A 15274-nucleotide genomic window follows, 5' to 3' on the forward strand; every position below is an offset into this window, starting at 1 on the left:
CTTTTTGATGTAACTTTATTTTACAATACCTAATTTAACTAAACTTTCTGCGATTTGAACAGAATTCCAAGCTGCTCCTTTGAGTAAGTTATCAGAAACCACCCACATATGGAAACCACGAGGCTCATCAATGTCTTTTCTAATCCGTCCAACAAATACATCATTTTTCCCAACGCAATTCGCAGGCATAGGATATAGTTGATTTTCCGGATCATCCTGCAAAATAACACCGGGGGCATCTTTTAATAATGCTTTAATGTCATTCGCACTTATGTCATCCGCTTCAATTTCAAAATAAACAGATTCAGAATGACCTACTGCTACTGGTAGTCTTACACAAGTAGCGGAAACCTGTAATTCTGGTAAGTGCATGATTTTTTTTGTTTCATTAATCATTTTCATTTCTTCAAATGTATATCCATTGTCTTGAAATTTATCAATTTGTGGAATCGCATTAAAAGCAATTTGATAGTGATTTTTATCTGATTTGACAGGTAAAATCTTAGGCTCATATGCTTCACCGTTTAGGATTGAACGAGTTTGTTCCATTAATTCCTCGACTGCAGCGGCACCAGATCCTGAAACAGCTTGATATGTTGAAACAATAACTTTTTTCAAACCAAATTGTTGACGGATTGGCTCAAGTGCTACAACCATTTGGATGGTTGAACAATTGGGATTAGCAATAATACCATTTTGATGGTGAAGGTCCGCTTCGTTCACTTCAGGAACGACTAATGGTGTATTCTCATCCATTCTAAAAGCGCTAGTGTTGTCCACAACGATAGCACCACGTTTAACAGCTTCTGGACCTAGTTCCTTTGATACACTCCCGCCCGCACTGAATAAGGCAATCTCGACCCCTTCAAAACTCTCAGGCTTTGCTTCTTCAATGATATATTCCTGACCATTAACCTCCACTTTTTTACCAGCTGAACGTGCGGATGATAATAAAGTAAGTTTTCTGATTGGGAAGTTCTCTTTTATTAAAGTGTGAATCATTTGTTGTCCTACTGCTCCTGTTGCTCCAACAACAGCAACGTGATATCCATTTTGTTGATTCATTACAAGTTCCCCTTCCATACTAGCTGGTCATTATATTTCAAAAAGGAATTGGCCTTTATATAGCTGCCAGCATGTTATTCATATTTTTTATTATCTCATCAGTGGGTAATGAAACTCCCCACTGATGATAGAATAATTTATTTTACCATATTCCTTTAAAGAAATAACCTTTTTTGATGAATGAGGGGGGATAATTAGTCAGAATCTTTATATCTTTCTACTAACACTGGTTGAATTTGTTTCCCTTCGATCGCAGCTACGACTGTTTCTGTGAGTAACGTCATTCTTGCTACCATTGAATTTGGCTTTTTTATTGGGTCATCCTGGCCATAGGGAATAAAATAAATATTCTTTGTTGCCATTAGCCTCATTAAGTTTACTCCATTTAATCCAAGTGCATCGTTAGTCGAAATTCCGAGTACAACGGGCTTTAAATTTCTCAATGTTGCTTTCGCAGCCATTAATACTGGACTATCGTTCATTGCGTTGGCAAATTTACTCATTGATACACCAGTTAATGGAGCAATGACCATACAATCAAGAGGGATTTTGGGTCCCAGCGGCTCGGCTTTGACGATCGAATCAATGACTTTATTTCCTGTTAAATCTTCAATTCGCTGGATCCAATCCTCGCCTTTACCAAACCGGGTGTCTGTATTTTTAACTGTAAAAGTTACCACTGGCATTACTTCAGCACCGGCTTGAACTAATTTTTCTATTTCAGGGAATACTGCATCGTACGTACAATGAGAGCCAGTTAAGCCAAAGCCAATTCTTTTACCCTTTAAACTCATTTCACTTTCCCCTTTCGCTTTCGTAAATCATCTTGGAGCAGTTGAGCAAGAACATTTGCCAGAATTTTGCCGGCTGTTTTTGGTGCAACAATCCCTGGCAATCCCGGGGCAAGCAATGCTTTTATTCCCCTTTTCTCCGCATATCTAAAATCAGTTCCTCCCGGCTTTGATGCAAGGTCAATAATGAGCGTATGTGATGGCATTTTAGAAATAACCATCGCTGTTACGATTAAATGTGGTGCTGTGTTAATTAAAATATCAGTATTCTTTACTTCATTTTCCAAATCCTTCAAATGAAACGGTGTTAAGCCCATTTCAGTGATTCTTGCCAAATGTTCACTTTTCCTAGCCCCTACCTTAACTTTTGCTCCAAGGGCTGCAAATGTTCTCGCCACACTCATACCAACTCTGCCTAACCCTAGAACCGTAATATTCGACCCATGTATTGTAAAATCAGTGTGTTGGATCGCCATCATAATCGTCCCTTCTACTGTAGGGATTGAATTATAGATGGCCACATCATCCCTTTCAAATAACTGAATAAGAGTCCGTTTAGCTTGCTTGGTAATCCCATTTAAATAAGCATTGCTGATTCCTGAATAAATCGTACAATGTTCTGGAGTCTTAGAGAGTAAATCCCCTGTCAAAATAACCTTTTCATTTGAAAAGATTGTTTCTACCTGCCCTTCTAAATTTGTACCAGGCACTGGCAAGATCAGGGTATCCACTGTTGAAAAATCCACCTCATCCAGCTTTTCCTTGACTGCACCTGTAAAAGCATGATCAAGCTGTTCAAAACCAATAAGCGATAATCTCGCATCTAATTCAGTTAACTTACGGATGATTTCCAGCTGTCTGGCATCCCCGCCAATCACGGCAATCTGCATCCCTGTCAGCATGAAAACATTCACCTTCTTCTTTTTAAAAATCCTACTAAGAATTCCTTTTCTATATATCACTTCACCATCTTATGTAGGTTAACTTCATTCGGTGAGTTTTCCATACGTACTAAATAAAAAAGCCCAAGCAAGTTGACACTCGCTTGGGCTTTTTTTGCTGAAGTGATATTAATCTTCATCCGGCACATCGATTATTATCATATCTGATCCTATCTTTTTAATGTGTTGCCAAGGAACCCTGATTTCTTCCCCTTGTTTTCGGAAACCAAACCATTTTATTGAAGGTATTAGCAGTGCTTGAATTTGTCCGGTGCCTTCATTAATCTCTAAATCGGTTTGTCCAAGGACACCTAGCCGTTCTGCCTTTTTTACGTCAACAATTTCCTTTCCACTTAATTCACTTAACCTCAATACAAGATCCCCCCTTCATTTACCCCTTATTAATAGTTTATAAGTGGAAGTCCCTATTTAGACTAAGAAAAGCACAAGCGCTGTTAAGTAGACCTTTAGTAACTAGGACAACAAAAAAAGAGGTAATCCATCAGCATGGAATACCTCTTTTCATTTACGATAATGTATTCGGAAATTCTCCGTCTGGACTAATTAAAGTCACGGAATAGTTGTCTGTAAAAACGGCCTTTGTCATTTCGTCCACACTTTTTTTGGTAACTCCATCAATCTGCTCAATAATTTCATCCAGCGAACGATGACGTTTTAATAAAAGTTCATTTTTACCATTACGACTCATCCTGCTATTTGTACTTTCAAGACTTAGCATCAAGCTGCCCTTAAGCTGCTCTTTACTATTAGTTAATTCCCTTTCAGTAATGCCTTCTTGCTTTAATTTATTAAGTGTTTCTTGGATGGTTTCAAATAGTACATTCAGCTGTTTAGCACCTGTTCCACCGTAAACCGTCACAATCCCACTATCTTGATAAGCTGAATGGTAAGAGAAAACTGAATATGCTAAGCCCCTTTGCTCACGGACTTCCTGAAATAATCTCGAGCTCATACTTCCGCCCAATATATTATTTAATGTAATTAAGCTGTAGATGTCTTCATGCCCAACCTTTAATCCTTCAAAACCAATACATAAATGGGCCTGTTCCGTATCTTTCTTGCGCGAAATTCGATTCGAATGGAAGGTAGGTATATTTTCAATTGCTTGGTTGTTAGCACCTTTATAGGATCCAAAATACTTTTCGACTTCTTTAATAAATGTTTCAGATACATTGCCTGCGATTGAGATAACAACATTTTCAGGAGTATACCTTTCATGAATATATTCCTTTAACGTTTGGCCAGTAAACGTATTAAGTATTTCCTCTGTACCTAGTATTGGATATCCGAGTGGATGATCTCCATACACTGCTCTACTAAGTAAATCATGAACAATATCGTCTGGAGTATCTTCGTACATTTTTATTTCTTCTAAGACTACATTTCTCTCTTTGTTTAGTTCCTCTTCCACAAAAGTGGAGTTAAAGAACATATCAGCTAACACATCTAGTGCAAATTGGGAATGTGTATCAAGGACTTTTGCATAATAGCAGGTATACTCCTTTGAAGTAAACGCATTCACCTGTCCGCCAATACTATCAAAGGATTCGGCAATTTCCTTAGCAGACCTTGTGGTAGTACCTTTAAAGAACATATGTTCCAGAAAATGCGAAACACCATTGTTTTGTGGGTTCTCATCTCTTGAACCCGTACCAATCCATACGCCTATTGCAACTGAACGAACAGTAGGGATATTTTCTAAAACAATTCTAACTCCATTTTGGCAAGTATATTTATTAATCATCGACTTCCTCCAGTCTATATACAGAAGCTGCTTTTACTCCATCTATCATTATACTTAGTAAAATGTTTTTTCTCCAATTTTCAGTATATCTTACTGTGATTATTACTCAACTCTTTCTTCGCTCATTAACTCAGAAACTGTTCCAATTTCAAGGTTTTTTTGTTTGATCTGCGTGATTAAGCGATCGAGCGATTTCGCAGTTGCTTCTGTTGGATGCATAAGGACCATTGAGCCATTATTAATTTTTGTCATTACACGATTTATAAGTACATCTGGTGATGGTTTTCTCCAGTCAACCGTATCAACGGTCCACATAACCGTCATCATTTTTAATTCGTTGGCAACTTTTATTGTCTCATCCCGAAAACTGCCACTAGGCGGAGCAAACCAAACACATTTCTCCCCTGTAGCTGCTTCTATAATTACATTCGTTTTCACCATTTGTTCCCTTGCTTTTCCAGCCGTCAATTGTTTCATATCAGGATGAGAATAGGAATGATTCCCCACTTCATGACCAGAACTGACAATCATTTTAGCAAGATCGGGATTTTTTTTGACCCAATTTCCTTCTAAAAAAAAACTAACCTTTATATTATGTCTTTTAAGAGTAGCAAGCATCTCCGATAAATATTCATTCCCCCACGCTACATTAATAATAAACGTTACCATTGGTTTATTAGGGTTACCTTTATAAATTGGAGCTGGCGGCAAATCTTCGAGGTGAACCTTTGGCTTTTTCTGGGTAAAAACAAGGTTCTTTTCATTAAAAACACCTTTGTCTTTCATATGCTTATAGGAAGCTGCAATGTTAACCTCTCGCCCATTATAGCCCGGAATTGCCTTCCAGACCTTATCAATAGTCGCATCTATAGGCGGTATTTCATATGTAGGGGCATTTTTAACAATACTTTGATAAAGAGGGTCTGACACTTTTGCTGTTGGCAGAGCTGATTCCTTTTTTATAAAAGGATTACCCACGGCGATCCAAACTGCTAAACAAATACCAATGAGGATAAATACCTTTTTCAATTAACTTTCCCCCTTTCCATACAGATTATGTATAAGAGGGACAAGGTAGAACTTCAGGATACTGTTAGCCGCTGATTCTAAAGAATATAGAGAGAATTATTAAAACGATCATACACGGAAAAAGCCAGGGGTTGTCCCCTGACTTCCTTATCGTCTCAGATTAAATGTCCCGAGTCTCTTGTTATTGATTTTCAGCCTTTTCACGCTGTTCCTTTAAAATAGCTTTACGTGAAAGGTTTACACGGCCCTGTTTATCAATTTCGGTTACTTTCACTAGAAGTTCGTCCCCGATCTTAACAACATCCTCCACTTTACCTACACGTTCTTCGGCAAGTTCAGATACATGAACGAGACCATCTTTACCAGCAAAGATTTCCACGAAGGCTCCAAATTTTTCAATTCGTTTTACCTTACCAAGATACATTTCGCCTACTTGAACTTCACGAACAATATCTTCGATGATTTTCTTTGCCTTTTGGTTCATTTCTTGATTTGTAGAGGCAATAAATACGGTACCATCCTGCTCGATATCAATCTTAACGCCAGTTTCCTCAATAATCTTATTGATTTGTTTACCGCTCGGTCCGATAACGTCCCTGATCTTATCTGGGTTAATTGACATGGTTAAAATCTTAGGTGCAAACTGTGAAAGTTCTGATTTTGGTTCCGTAATGGTAGCAAGCATTGAATCTAAGATGTGCATTCGGCCAACCTTTGCCTGCTGGAGGGCTTCTTCTAATATTTCACGAGAAAGACCTTCAATCTTAATATCCATTTGAAGTGCAGTAACCCCTTTAGCAGTACCTGCTACTTTAAAATCCATATCCCCAAGATGGTCTTCCATTCCTTGAATATCAGACAAAACAGTATAATGTTCTCCAGATTTTACAAGTCCCATTGCAATTCCTGCTACAGGAGCCTTAATCGGAACACCTGCATCCATCATCGCTAATGTACTAGCACAAATACTTGCCTGCGAAGTGGAACCATTAGATTCAAGTACCTCAGATACAAGTCGTATGGTATATGGGAAATCCTTTTCAGATGGAATAATCGGTTCAAGGGCACGTTCACCAAGGGCACCGTGACCAATTTCACGACGACCTGGTCCTCGGATTGGGCCAGTTTCACCAACACTGAATTGAGGGAAGTTATAATGATGCATAAAGCGCTTTTCTTCCTCAATTCCAAGACCATCAAGAATTTGTACATCACCCATTGCGCCGAGAGTACAAATGCTTAGGGCTTGAGTTTGTCCACGGGTAAAAAGTCCAGAACCGTGGGTACGTGGTAAAATACTTATTTGTGAAGAAAGCGGACGGATTTCATCAATTTTTCGGCCATCAGGACGAATCTTCTCCACTGTTATTAAGCGGCGAACCTCACCTTTTACAATCTTGTCCAATATTTGCTTTACTTGCTTCATATCTTCATCTGTAGCTTCTTGTTCCACAAATTTGGCAATCACTTGGTTTTTGACTTCTTTAATGGCATCTTCACGGGCATGCTTTTCTTGGACCTGAATGGCTTTTACCATATCAGATTCGCATATTTCCCTTACTTCTGCCTCAAGTTCCTTATCTATTTCGTAAAGATTGATTTCTCTTTTTGGCTTGCCAATTTCAACGACAATTTTCTCTTGGAACTCAATTAACCGTTTAATCTCATCATGGCCATACATAATTGCTTCTAGCATAGTTTCTTCAGGAACCTCTAACGCACCTGCTTCTACCATGTTGATTGCATCTTTAGTACCTGCAACAGTTAAATGGATATCACTTTTTTCAGCTTGTTCTACAGTTGGGTTAATAACAAATTCATTGTTAACCCGTCCTACGATAACACCAGCAATCGGTCCTTCAAAAGGAATATCTGATGTACTAAGTGCTAACGAAGATCCGAACATTGCAGCCATTTCGGTAGAACAATCCTGATCCACACTCATGACAATACTAATAACTTGTACATCATTACGAAAGCCATCAGCAAATAGCGGACGAATCGGTCTGTCAATTAGTCTGCTTGCCAAAATTGCCTTTTCACTCGGACGACCCTCGCGTTTAATAAAGCCACCTGGGATTTTTCCGACAGCATATAAACGTTCCTCATAGTTAACTGTTAATGGAAAAAAGTCTAAGTTTTTTGGTTCCTTTGAGGCTGTTGCCGTACTCAATACTGCTGTATCTCCATAGCGTACCAAGACTGCACCGTTTGCTTGCTTTGCTAATTGTCCAATTTCGACAGTTAATTTACGGCCTGCCCAAACCATGGAATATTCATGTTTCAATTGTTCCATATTTTTACCCCTCTCTATCTAAATCACTTAGGAGGATGATGCGAAAGTTTTCACTTCCGCTGTACTCATCATTCTAAATCTAACTATTATTAAAAAGCTTAGAAAGCTATTGTTTAAATGCGAAATCACCTTAATAGTATGCACAAAAAAGTCATGACTTAAAAATATGTATAAAAAATTCTTTATTTTCTTTTCCTCTTTTTAAAGCTAATAAAAAAGCGGGAATAATCCCGCTTCTGTAAACTAACGACGTAGACCAAGCTTATTAATTAACACACGGTAACGTTGAACATCTTTGTTACGTAGGAATGTTAAAAGATTACGACGTTTACCAACCATTTTCAAAAGACCGCGACGTGAGTGGTGATCTTTTTTATGAGTACGTAAGTGCTCATTCAAATTGTTGATTGATTCTGTAAGGACAGCGATTTGAACTTCTGCAGATCCAGTGTCGCTTTCATGAGTTTTAAACTCATTGATAAGTTCATTTTTACGTTCTTGAGTGATTGCCATCCGGATTCACCTCCTAAATTTTACAAATCCCCTGGTACCGAGCAAGCGTTGGTGATTCGTCTTGCCAAGTAGAGGTTATTTTTAATACGTTAATAAGGATACAACTTTTCACATCAAAAAGCAAGGCTATAACGAAGTTTATTGTAGGAAAAACGCCTTTTATAAGTGAGAATGTGGAAGATTGTCTTGTTTTTTAAAATAATATAGTGAATTTTGCTTATCTCTTTCAATTTGTGCAACGAGCTCTTCAATCCCTGAAAATTTTTGTTCCTTACGTAAGGGAAGATGCCACTCGATGACCACTTCTTCACCATAGATATCTTTATTAAAGTCAAATAAATGAACTTCAACAGAAGGGTGTAAGGCTTCCTTATTAAAGGTGGGTTTATAACCAATATTACAGACTCCATTGTACCATTGGGTTTCAACTTTCATTCTTACTGCATATACACCGGTCGGCGGGATCATGTAATCGTCATTTAAGTCAACATTCGCCGTTGGAAAGCCAATCGTCCTGCCTCGTTTATCACCATGAATGACTATGCCCGATGTTGTATAAAATCGTCCAAGAAGTGATAAAAGCGCGTCTGTTTTTCCTTCTTTAAGCAAGGTTCTAATTCTAGTTGAACTAACCTTTTGATCACCTTGAGTAAACTTTGGAACGACCGAATAAGAAAATTGATCTCTTGAATGGAAGGGCAATGTTTCCATCGTCCCCTTCCCCATACGCCCATAGGTAAAATCAAAACCAGCAACTACGTGCATTACGTTTAGTCGAATAACATATTGATCAATGAATTCCTGTGGAAGCAAATTGGCAAATTCAGTAGTAAAGTTAATGATAAATAAATAATCAATACCAAGTTCTTCGATAATTTTTATTTTTTCAGATAATGGAGTAATATACTGTATCTGCTGTTCCGTTTTTCCTAATACTACCGAAGGATGGGGGTCAAATGTCATGACCGCACTGCAAATTCTTTTTTCTTCAGCATGCTTTTTTGCCTCAAGAATTACCTGTTGATGGCCACGGTGCACTCCATCAAAGTAGCCCATAGCCATTGCTAGGGGCGGAAATTCAACATTTGTTATATCGTATGGAAATCTAAGCTTAATTACTTCCAATGAAACTCACCTTTTCTATACCGTACCTTTTTCTTCTAAATCATTACGTAACACTTTAACTGGTTTAAAGAGGTCTGGCTTGCTTGGATGTTTTGAATAAATAGCAAGAGCTAGTCCATCAGCAGTTTCAGTGACAATCGGTCCGTTACTAGTTTTTAAATGCTCTGGCATTTGTAATAATGCGCCATTTTTCACTTTCTCTGCTACTTTATCATTAATTAGTAATTTCGGCAAATGAGAAAGTGCTGTTTCTAAAGGCCTTAATACACTTGAAATTGTCCCAGCCTCCATATGTTTTTCAATTTCATCAAACGTCAAACAATCCTCCAATGAAAAAGCAGCAGATTGAACTCTTTGTAAAAAGGACATATGTGCAGGGAAGCCCAGAATTTCACCAATCATTACCGCTAAAGTCCGGATGTACGTCCCTTTACTGCAACTTACCTTAAACCTAAACTGAACAGTTTCACCGATAAATTCATCACAGTCATCTAATAATTCGATGGAATAAATCGTTACCTTTCTAGTGGGACGTTCGACTTCTATACCCTTCCGTGCATATTCATAAAGACGAACCCCTCCCACTTTTACTGCCGAGAACATAGGCGGTGTTTGTTCAATTTCACCGGTTATTGAATGAAAAACTTGGAGAATCTCTTCTCGTCGAATGGTCCGATCCACTGGTTTCTGCTCCACAATTTCACCAGAAGCATCTTCAGTAGTAGTCGAAAAACCAATTGTTACTTCTCCCTCATACGATTTACCAGCATCGGTTATGTATTCAGCAACTTTAGTTGCTTTCCCTATACAAATTGGAAGCACTCCTGTTACGTCTGGATCAAGAGTACCCGTATGCCCTACCTTTTTTGTTTTTAAAATCTTCCGCAATCTAAACACACAATCATGGGATGTCAAACCCGCAGGCTTATATAACGGTAATATTCCTTCCAATTAAAATCCTCCAATCAAAAAATTATCGAAAAAAAAGGATAGACAATGTCTATCCAATTATTCTTCTTCACTTTTTTCTAAAGGCTTTTCATCCTTATGCAGTTGATGAAGAAGTGTATCAATTCGATTCCCGTAATCGATAGATTCATCCCATTCAAAGATGATTTCAGGTGTTTTACGAAGGCGAATACGGTGGCCAATTTCGGTCCGAATAAAACCTTTTGCTTTGGCCAGCCCTTTTAAGGTATTTTCCCTTTGCTCTTCATCACCTAATACGGAAATATACACTTTCGCCTGTTGTAAATCTCCTGTTACTTCAACGTCGGTAACCGTCACAAAACCAATACGTGGATCTTTGATTTTGCGACCGATGATGTCACCTAGTTCTTTTTTCATTTGTTCTCCAACACGATTTGCTCTGTGGCTCATCACATTCACCTCTTAACTTAAAGCCATTCAATCTCGGTGATCGTTCTCTCTATTTCTGGAAATGAGTCGATTAATTTCAAAGCATTTTGCAACTCATGTTCCGTCGATACACGCGTGGAAGTTACGACAACTATGGCAATTTTCGTTCGTTGCCACATATCCTGAAAGCCAACTTCTGATACAGAAACATTAAATTTCTGTTTTAAGCGTGTAAGGATTCGTTGAAGGACAGCCCGTTTCTCTTTTAAAGAATGAGCATCATAGATCATACATTCACATTCGGCCACACCGATGATCATTTACGTTCAATTTCTTCCATTACGTATGCTTCAATGATGTCTCCTTCTTTAACATCATTAAAGTTTTTAATTGTAATACCACATTCGTAACCTTGGGCAACTTCTTTTACATCATCTTTAAATCGCTTTAACGCATCAATATTACCTTCAAAAGTGACAACACCGTTACGAATTAAACGAATACCGCTGTCGCGGGTAATTTTACCATCCGTTACATATGAACCAGCAATTGTTCCTACCTTTGAAACTTTAAAGGTTTGACGGATTTCTGCTTGACCAATTATTTTTTCTTGGAATTCAGGATCAAGCATACCTTTCATTGCTGCTTCAATCTCTTCAATTACTTTATAAATTATACGGTGAAGACGGACGTCAACTTTCTCCGCTTCTGCTGCACGTTTCGCATTTACATCAGGGCGAACGTTAAAACCAATGACGATGGCATTAGACGCAGCAGCAAGACTAATATCCGACTCATTAATCGCTCCAGCACCGCTATGAATAATTTTGATGTTGACACCTTCAACATCAATTTTTTGAAGGGAAGCGGCAACGGCTTCAGCAGACCCTTGAACGTCCGCTTTAAGGATGATGTTTAAATCCTTCATTTCACCTTGCTTTAATTGATCAAAAAGTGTTTCTAGACTAACAATGGATTTTTCACCACGTTGGGCTACCAGTGCTGTTTGAGCTCGTGATTCTCCAACTTGACGTGCGGTTTTTTCGTCTTCAAACACAACGAAACGATCTCCAGCTTGCGGCACATCATTAAGTCCAGTTATTTCAACAGGAGTTGACGGACCTGCCTCTTTGACACGGCGTCCTTTGTCATTCACCATTGCACGGACACGACCAAAGGTATGACCAACAACAATTGGATCACCAATTTTTAGAGTACCGTTTTGGACTAGTAAGGTTGCAACGGATCCACGACCTTTATCTAATTGTGCTTCGATAACAGTACCAACGGCTTTGCGATTTGGATTCGCTTTATATTCTTCTACTTCACTAACGAGTAATATCATTTCTAGAAGGGTGTCAATGCCTTCTCCTGTTTTTGCAGAAAGTGGTACAAAGATAGTATCTCCACCCCATGCTTCTGATACTAATCCATGTTCAGTCAACTCTTGCATTACACGGTCAGCATTTGCAGCTTCTTTATCCATTTTATTAACTGCTACAATAATTGGAACCTCGGCAGCTTTTGCATGGTTAATCGCTTCAACAGTTTGCGGCATAACACCATCATCTGCAGCTACGACTAGGATGGTAATATCAGTTATTTTAGCGCCACGTGCACGCATTGTCGTAAAGGCAGCGTGTCCTGGTGTATCAAGGAAGGTAATCTTTTTCCCGTTTTCAACCACTTGATAGGCACCAATATGCTGGGTAATTCCCCCCGCTTCACCTTCTGTAACCTTTGTGTTACGGATAGAATCTAGCAAGGTTGTTTTACCGTGGTCAACGTGACCCATTATTGTTACAACAGAAGGTCTTTCCACTTGAGAATCATCTGAATCTTCAGTAAAGTATACTTCAAGATCTGTTGTATCAACTTTAATTTCTTCTTCCACTTCAACCCCATATTCGCTTGCAATCAATTCAATCGCATCTTTATCTAAGACTTGATTAATTGTGGCCATGACACCTAGTAAAAAGAGCTTTTTAATAATCTCTGATGGCTCACGGTAAATCTTCTTTGCAAATTCGCCCACAGTTAGAGATTCACTGAAAGTAATTTTCGCTGGAAGCTCCTTCTCTTTTCTCTTCTGTGGCTGAGCTTGTTGAACTGGTGTATGAGCCTTTTTCTTATTTTTATTATTATTATTATTATTACGATTTTGATTATTATTGTAAGGCTTGGCTTTAGCTTTATCAGCATTGTTGAAAACCTTATTTTCTTTCGATTGATTTTCTTGGTTTTGCTTTTTGCCTTCGACCGTTTTTGGAGGAGAAACAACTTTTACCTTGCTAGGAGCGGCATTTTTATCAGCAGCTTCTTCAAATGCTTTAGGAGTTTTCGTCTGAACTTGCGGCCTTTGCGTTGACTGAGCAGGTCTTTGGTTTTGACGCTGCGCTTGAGTTGGACGAGAGTTTGTTCGTTGTTGCTGCTGTCCATTTTGTCTATTCTCTGTTGTTTGCTGTGGTGCCTTGTTATCCTTTTTACTGAATGTTTCGTCAAGCTTTTTAACTTCTGCGTCTTCTATTGTTGCCATATGATTCGAGACCTCTATATTCATTTCTTTTAGTTTTGTGATGATTTCTTTACTTGAAATGTTGTGCTTTTTTGCATACTCATATACACGTATTTTACTCATCTTTTCACCCCCGCTAGATTTAATCGAGCAACGTTACCATTTTTTTGGCAAATCCATCATCCAGAACAGCTACAACAACGCGGGCTTCCTTGCCAATTGCTTGACCAAGAAGATGACGATTTTCCACAATTTTATATGGAACCTCATACGAATTACACTTATCAGTAATCTTTTTTGTCGTATTTGCAGAAGCATCTGCGGATAATAAAATGAGATGCGCCTTTCCGCTTTGAATCTGCTTCACGGTAAGCTCCTCACCTGATATGATTTTGCGTGCTCGATTGGCCAAGCCAAGCAATGACATCCATTGATTTTGTTTCATTTGGATTGTCAATTCTCCTTCTCTATAAGCTCAAGTAGCTCTTCGTATAACGAATCATTTATAGAAACCTGTAAGTGATTAGATAGGGTATTTTTTTTCTTGGCAAGTAAGACAGCTTCCTTGTCCCTTGAAAGGTAGGCACCCCTTCCGGATTTCTTCCCCGTCAGGTCGATGGATACCTCCCCTTCTTTTGAGCGAACGATGCGAACAAGTTCTTTTTTCGGTTTCATATCACCGGTTGCAACACACTTGCGCATAGGAACTTTTTTCTGATTGTTCATTCATCATTCACCTCACTTTTTAGTCCAACTCTTCTTCATAATCGAAATCAGTATCAACTTGATCATCAAAAAGCCTAATGGTTTCTTCACGTGGATAAATTCCAATCTCACGTGCTTCAGTTTCTGATTTAATATCAATTTTCCAGCCTGTTAGTTTTGCTGCTAGGCGGGCATTTTGTCCTCGTTTCCCGATTGCTAATGAAAGCTGATAATCAGGAACAACAACTGTTGTTGCTTTTTCATTCTCGTTAACCATAACATCTAAAACTTTTGAAGGACTAAGTGAATTTGCAACAAATACTACTGGGTCGGCTGACCACTTAACAATATCAATTTTTTCACCCTTTAATTCATTAACAACCGCTTGAACCCTTGCACCTTTAGGTCCAACACAAGACCCAACTGGATCTACCTCATTATTGTCCGAGTGGACAGAAATCTTCGAGCGATCCCCTGCCTCACGGGCAACTGACTTAATTTCTACGGTTCCGTCATAAATTTCAGGAACTTCAATTTCAAACAAACGTTTTAAGAGACCAGGATGTGTCCGAGATACGAATATTTGCGGCCCCTTGGTGGTCTTTTCAACTTTTGTAATAAATACTTTAATTCGATCATGAGGCTTATAACGTTCATTAGGCATTTGCTCATTTACAGGTAATAATGCCTCGATTTTCCCAAGACTTACATAAATAAATTTAGAATCGAGTCTTTGAACAATACCAGTCATAATATCTTCTTCACGGTCGATAAATTCCGAATAAATAATTCCGCGTTCTGCTTCTCTTACACGCTGAGTAACCACTTGCTTGGCAGTTTGAGCTGCAATCCGCCCAAAGTCCTTGGGTGTAACTTCCATTTCGACAATATCTTCAACTTGGTAATTTGGTGTGATTTGTCTCGCATCCTCTAAGGAAATTTCGAGACGAGGGTCAAACACTTGATCGACCACTTCTTTTCTAGCAAAAACGCGCATAGATCCAGTCTGTAAATTTAAATCAATCCGCACATTCTGGGCTTGATTAAAATTTCGGCGATATGCCGAAACAAGAGCTGCTTCGATCGCATCAATTAAAACATCTCTGGAAATACCTTTTTCTCTTTCCAGTATTATAAGAGCATCTAATAATTCGCTGCTCATCTTTGTGT

General features: G+C 38.6%; 16 protein-coding genes. All 16 read right to left on the reverse strand.

Going from position 1 to position 15274, the window contains the following annotated elements; translation table 11 throughout:
• Positions 1 to 15 precede the first annotated feature (15 nt).
• Complete coding sequence (asd, locus tag J7E67_RS06000; RefSeq protein ID WP_210427125.1) at positions 16 to 1065, reverse strand: aspartate-semialdehyde dehydrogenase; 1050 nt, start codon at positions 1063 to 1065, stop codon at positions 16 to 18.
• Positions 1066 to 1259: 194 nt separating this feature from the next.
• Positions 1260 to 1859: a dipicolinate synthase subunit B gene (dpaB, locus tag J7E67_RS06005; protein WP_214714516.1), complete on the reverse strand. Its 600-nt coding sequence runs from the start codon at positions 1857 to 1859 to the stop codon at positions 1260 to 1262.
• The gene (gene dpaA / locus J7E67_RS06010) at positions 1856 to 2758 is read right to left on the reverse strand and encodes a dipicolinic acid synthetase subunit A (RefSeq protein ID WP_214714533.1); all 903 of its coding nucleotides are present in this window, start codon (positions 2756 to 2758) and stop codon (positions 1856 to 1858) included. The genes dpaB and dpaA overlap by 4 nt, the downstream gene beginning before the upstream one ends.
• A gap of 168 nt (positions 2759 to 2926) precedes the next feature.
• Positions 2927 to 3169 (reverse strand): YlmC/YmxH family sporulation protein, encoded by a 243-nt coding sequence (locus J7E67_RS06015; protein ID WP_088086400.1) that lies wholly within the window; start codon positions 3167 to 3169, stop codon positions 2927 to 2929.
• A gap of 154 nt (positions 3170 to 3323) precedes the next feature.
• Complete coding sequence (locus J7E67_RS06020; RefSeq protein WP_214714535.1) at positions 3324 to 4562, reverse strand: M16 family metallopeptidase; 1239 nt, start codon at positions 4560 to 4562, stop codon at positions 3324 to 3326.
• Positions 4563 to 4664: 102 nt separating this feature from the next.
• Positions 4665 to 5591 (reverse strand): polysaccharide deacetylase family protein, encoded by a 927-nt coding sequence (locus J7E67_RS06025; protein WP_214731217.1) that lies wholly within the window; start codon positions 5589 to 5591, stop codon positions 4665 to 4667.
• 181 nt (positions 5592 to 5772) lie between these two features.
• Entirely contained in the window at positions 5773 to 7887 is a 2115-nt protein-coding gene (gene pnp / locus J7E67_RS06030) for a polyribonucleotide nucleotidyltransferase (RefSeq protein WP_214714539.1), read from the reverse strand.
• Between the two features lie 243 nt (positions 7888 to 8130).
• On the reverse strand, positions 8131 to 8400 hold the full coding sequence (gene rpsO, locus J7E67_RS06035; protein WP_026566475.1) for a 30S ribosomal protein S15: 270 nt from the start codon (positions 8398 to 8400) through the stop codon (positions 8131 to 8133).
• A gap of 159 nt (positions 8401 to 8559) precedes the next feature.
• Positions 8560 to 9525, reverse strand: coding sequence for a bifunctional riboflavin kinase/FAD synthetase (ribF, locus tag J7E67_RS06040; RefSeq protein WP_214714541.1), 966 nt, complete (start codon positions 9523 to 9525; stop codon positions 8560 to 8562).
• 15 nt (positions 9526 to 9540) lie between these two features.
• On the reverse strand, positions 9541 to 10476 hold the full coding sequence (truB, locus tag J7E67_RS06045; protein ID WP_214714543.1) for a tRNA pseudouridine(55) synthase TruB: 936 nt from the start codon (positions 10474 to 10476) through the stop codon (positions 9541 to 9543).
• A 57-nt stretch (positions 10477 to 10533) separates the two neighbouring features.
• Positions 10534 to 10905 (reverse strand): 30S ribosome-binding factor RbfA, encoded by a 372-nt coding sequence (gene rbfA / locus J7E67_RS06050; protein WP_088086394.1) that lies wholly within the window; start codon positions 10903 to 10905, stop codon positions 10534 to 10536.
• 17 nt (positions 10906 to 10922) lie between these two features.
• Positions 10923 to 11204, reverse strand: a complete 282-nt coding sequence (locus tag J7E67_RS06055) for a DUF503 domain-containing protein (protein WP_088086393.1) — start codon at positions 11202 to 11204, stop codon at positions 10923 to 10925.
• The gene (gene infB / locus J7E67_RS06060) at positions 11201 to 13522 is read right to left on the reverse strand and encodes a translation initiation factor IF-2 (RefSeq protein WP_214731219.1); all 2322 of its coding nucleotides are present in this window, start codon (positions 13520 to 13522) and stop codon (positions 11201 to 11203) included. Before infB ends, J7E67_RS06055 begins: the two co-directional genes overlap by 4 nt.
• A gap of 19 nt (positions 13523 to 13541) precedes the next feature.
• On the reverse strand, positions 13542 to 13844 hold the full coding sequence (locus tag J7E67_RS06065; RefSeq protein ID WP_088086391.1) for a YlxQ family RNA-binding protein: 303 nt from the start codon (positions 13842 to 13844) through the stop codon (positions 13542 to 13544).
• Positions 13845 to 13852: 8 nt separating this feature from the next.
• A complete protein-coding gene (gene rnpM, locus J7E67_RS06070) occupies positions 13853 to 14125 on the reverse strand; it encodes an RNase P modulator RnpM (protein WP_088086390.1) in 273 nt (90 codons plus the stop codon).
• Between the two features lie 19 nt (positions 14126 to 14144).
• Complete coding sequence (gene nusA, locus J7E67_RS06075; protein ID WP_214714547.1) at positions 14145 to 15266, reverse strand: transcription termination factor NusA; 1122 nt, start codon at positions 15264 to 15266, stop codon at positions 14145 to 14147.
• Positions 15267 to 15274: the final 8 nt, after the last annotated feature.

The sequence above is a fragment of the Bacillus sp. ISL-46 genome, assembly GCF_018613205.1.

What these genes read in the sequence shown, in the direction of transcription:
- J7E67_RS06065 (WP_088086391.1), bottom strand. Translation starts at nt 13,844, where the DNA reads ATGAAACAAAATCAATGGATGTCATTGCTTGGCTTGGCCAATCGAGCA.
- J7E67_RS06055 (WP_088086393.1), bottom strand. Translation starts at nt 11,204, where the DNA reads ATGATCATCGGTGTGGCCGAATGTGAATGTATGATCTATGATGCTCAT.
- infB (WP_214731219.1), bottom strand. Translation starts at nt 13,522, where the DNA reads ATGAGTAAAATACGTGTATATGAGTATGCAAAAAAGCACAACATTTCA.
- nusA (WP_214714547.1), bottom strand. Translation starts at nt 15,266, where the DNA reads ATGAGCAGCGAATTATTAGATGCTCTTATAATACTGGAAAGAGAAAAA.
- dpaA (WP_214714533.1), bottom strand. Translation starts at nt 2,758, where the DNA reads ATGCTGACAGGGATGCAGATTGCCGTGATTGGCGGGGATGCCAGACAG.
- rpsO (WP_026566475.1), bottom strand. Translation starts at nt 8,400, where the DNA reads ATGGCAATCACTCAAGAACGTAAAAATGAACTTATCAATGAGTTTAAA.
- pnp (WP_214714539.1), bottom strand. Translation starts at nt 7,887, where the DNA reads ATGGAACAATTGAAACATGAATATTCCATGGTTTGGGCAGGCCGTAAA.
- rbfA (WP_088086394.1), bottom strand. Translation starts at nt 10,905, where the DNA reads ATGAGCCACAGAGCAAATCGTGTTGGAGAACAAATGAAAAAAGAACTA.
- dpaB (WP_214714516.1), bottom strand. Translation starts at nt 1,859, where the DNA reads ATGAGTTTAAAGGGTAAAAGAATTGGCTTTGGCTTAACTGGCTCTCAT.
- J7E67_RS06020 (WP_214714535.1), bottom strand. Translation starts at nt 4,562, where the DNA reads ATGATTAATAAATATACTTGCCAAAATGGAGTTAGAATTGTTTTAGAA.
- asd (WP_210427125.1), bottom strand. Translation starts at nt 1,065, where the DNA reads ATGAATCAACAAAATGGATATCACGTTGCTGTTGTTGGAGCAACAGGA.
- rnpM (WP_088086390.1), bottom strand. Translation starts at nt 14,125, where the DNA reads ATGAACAATCAGAAAAAAGTTCCTATGCGCAAGTGTGTTGCAACCGGT.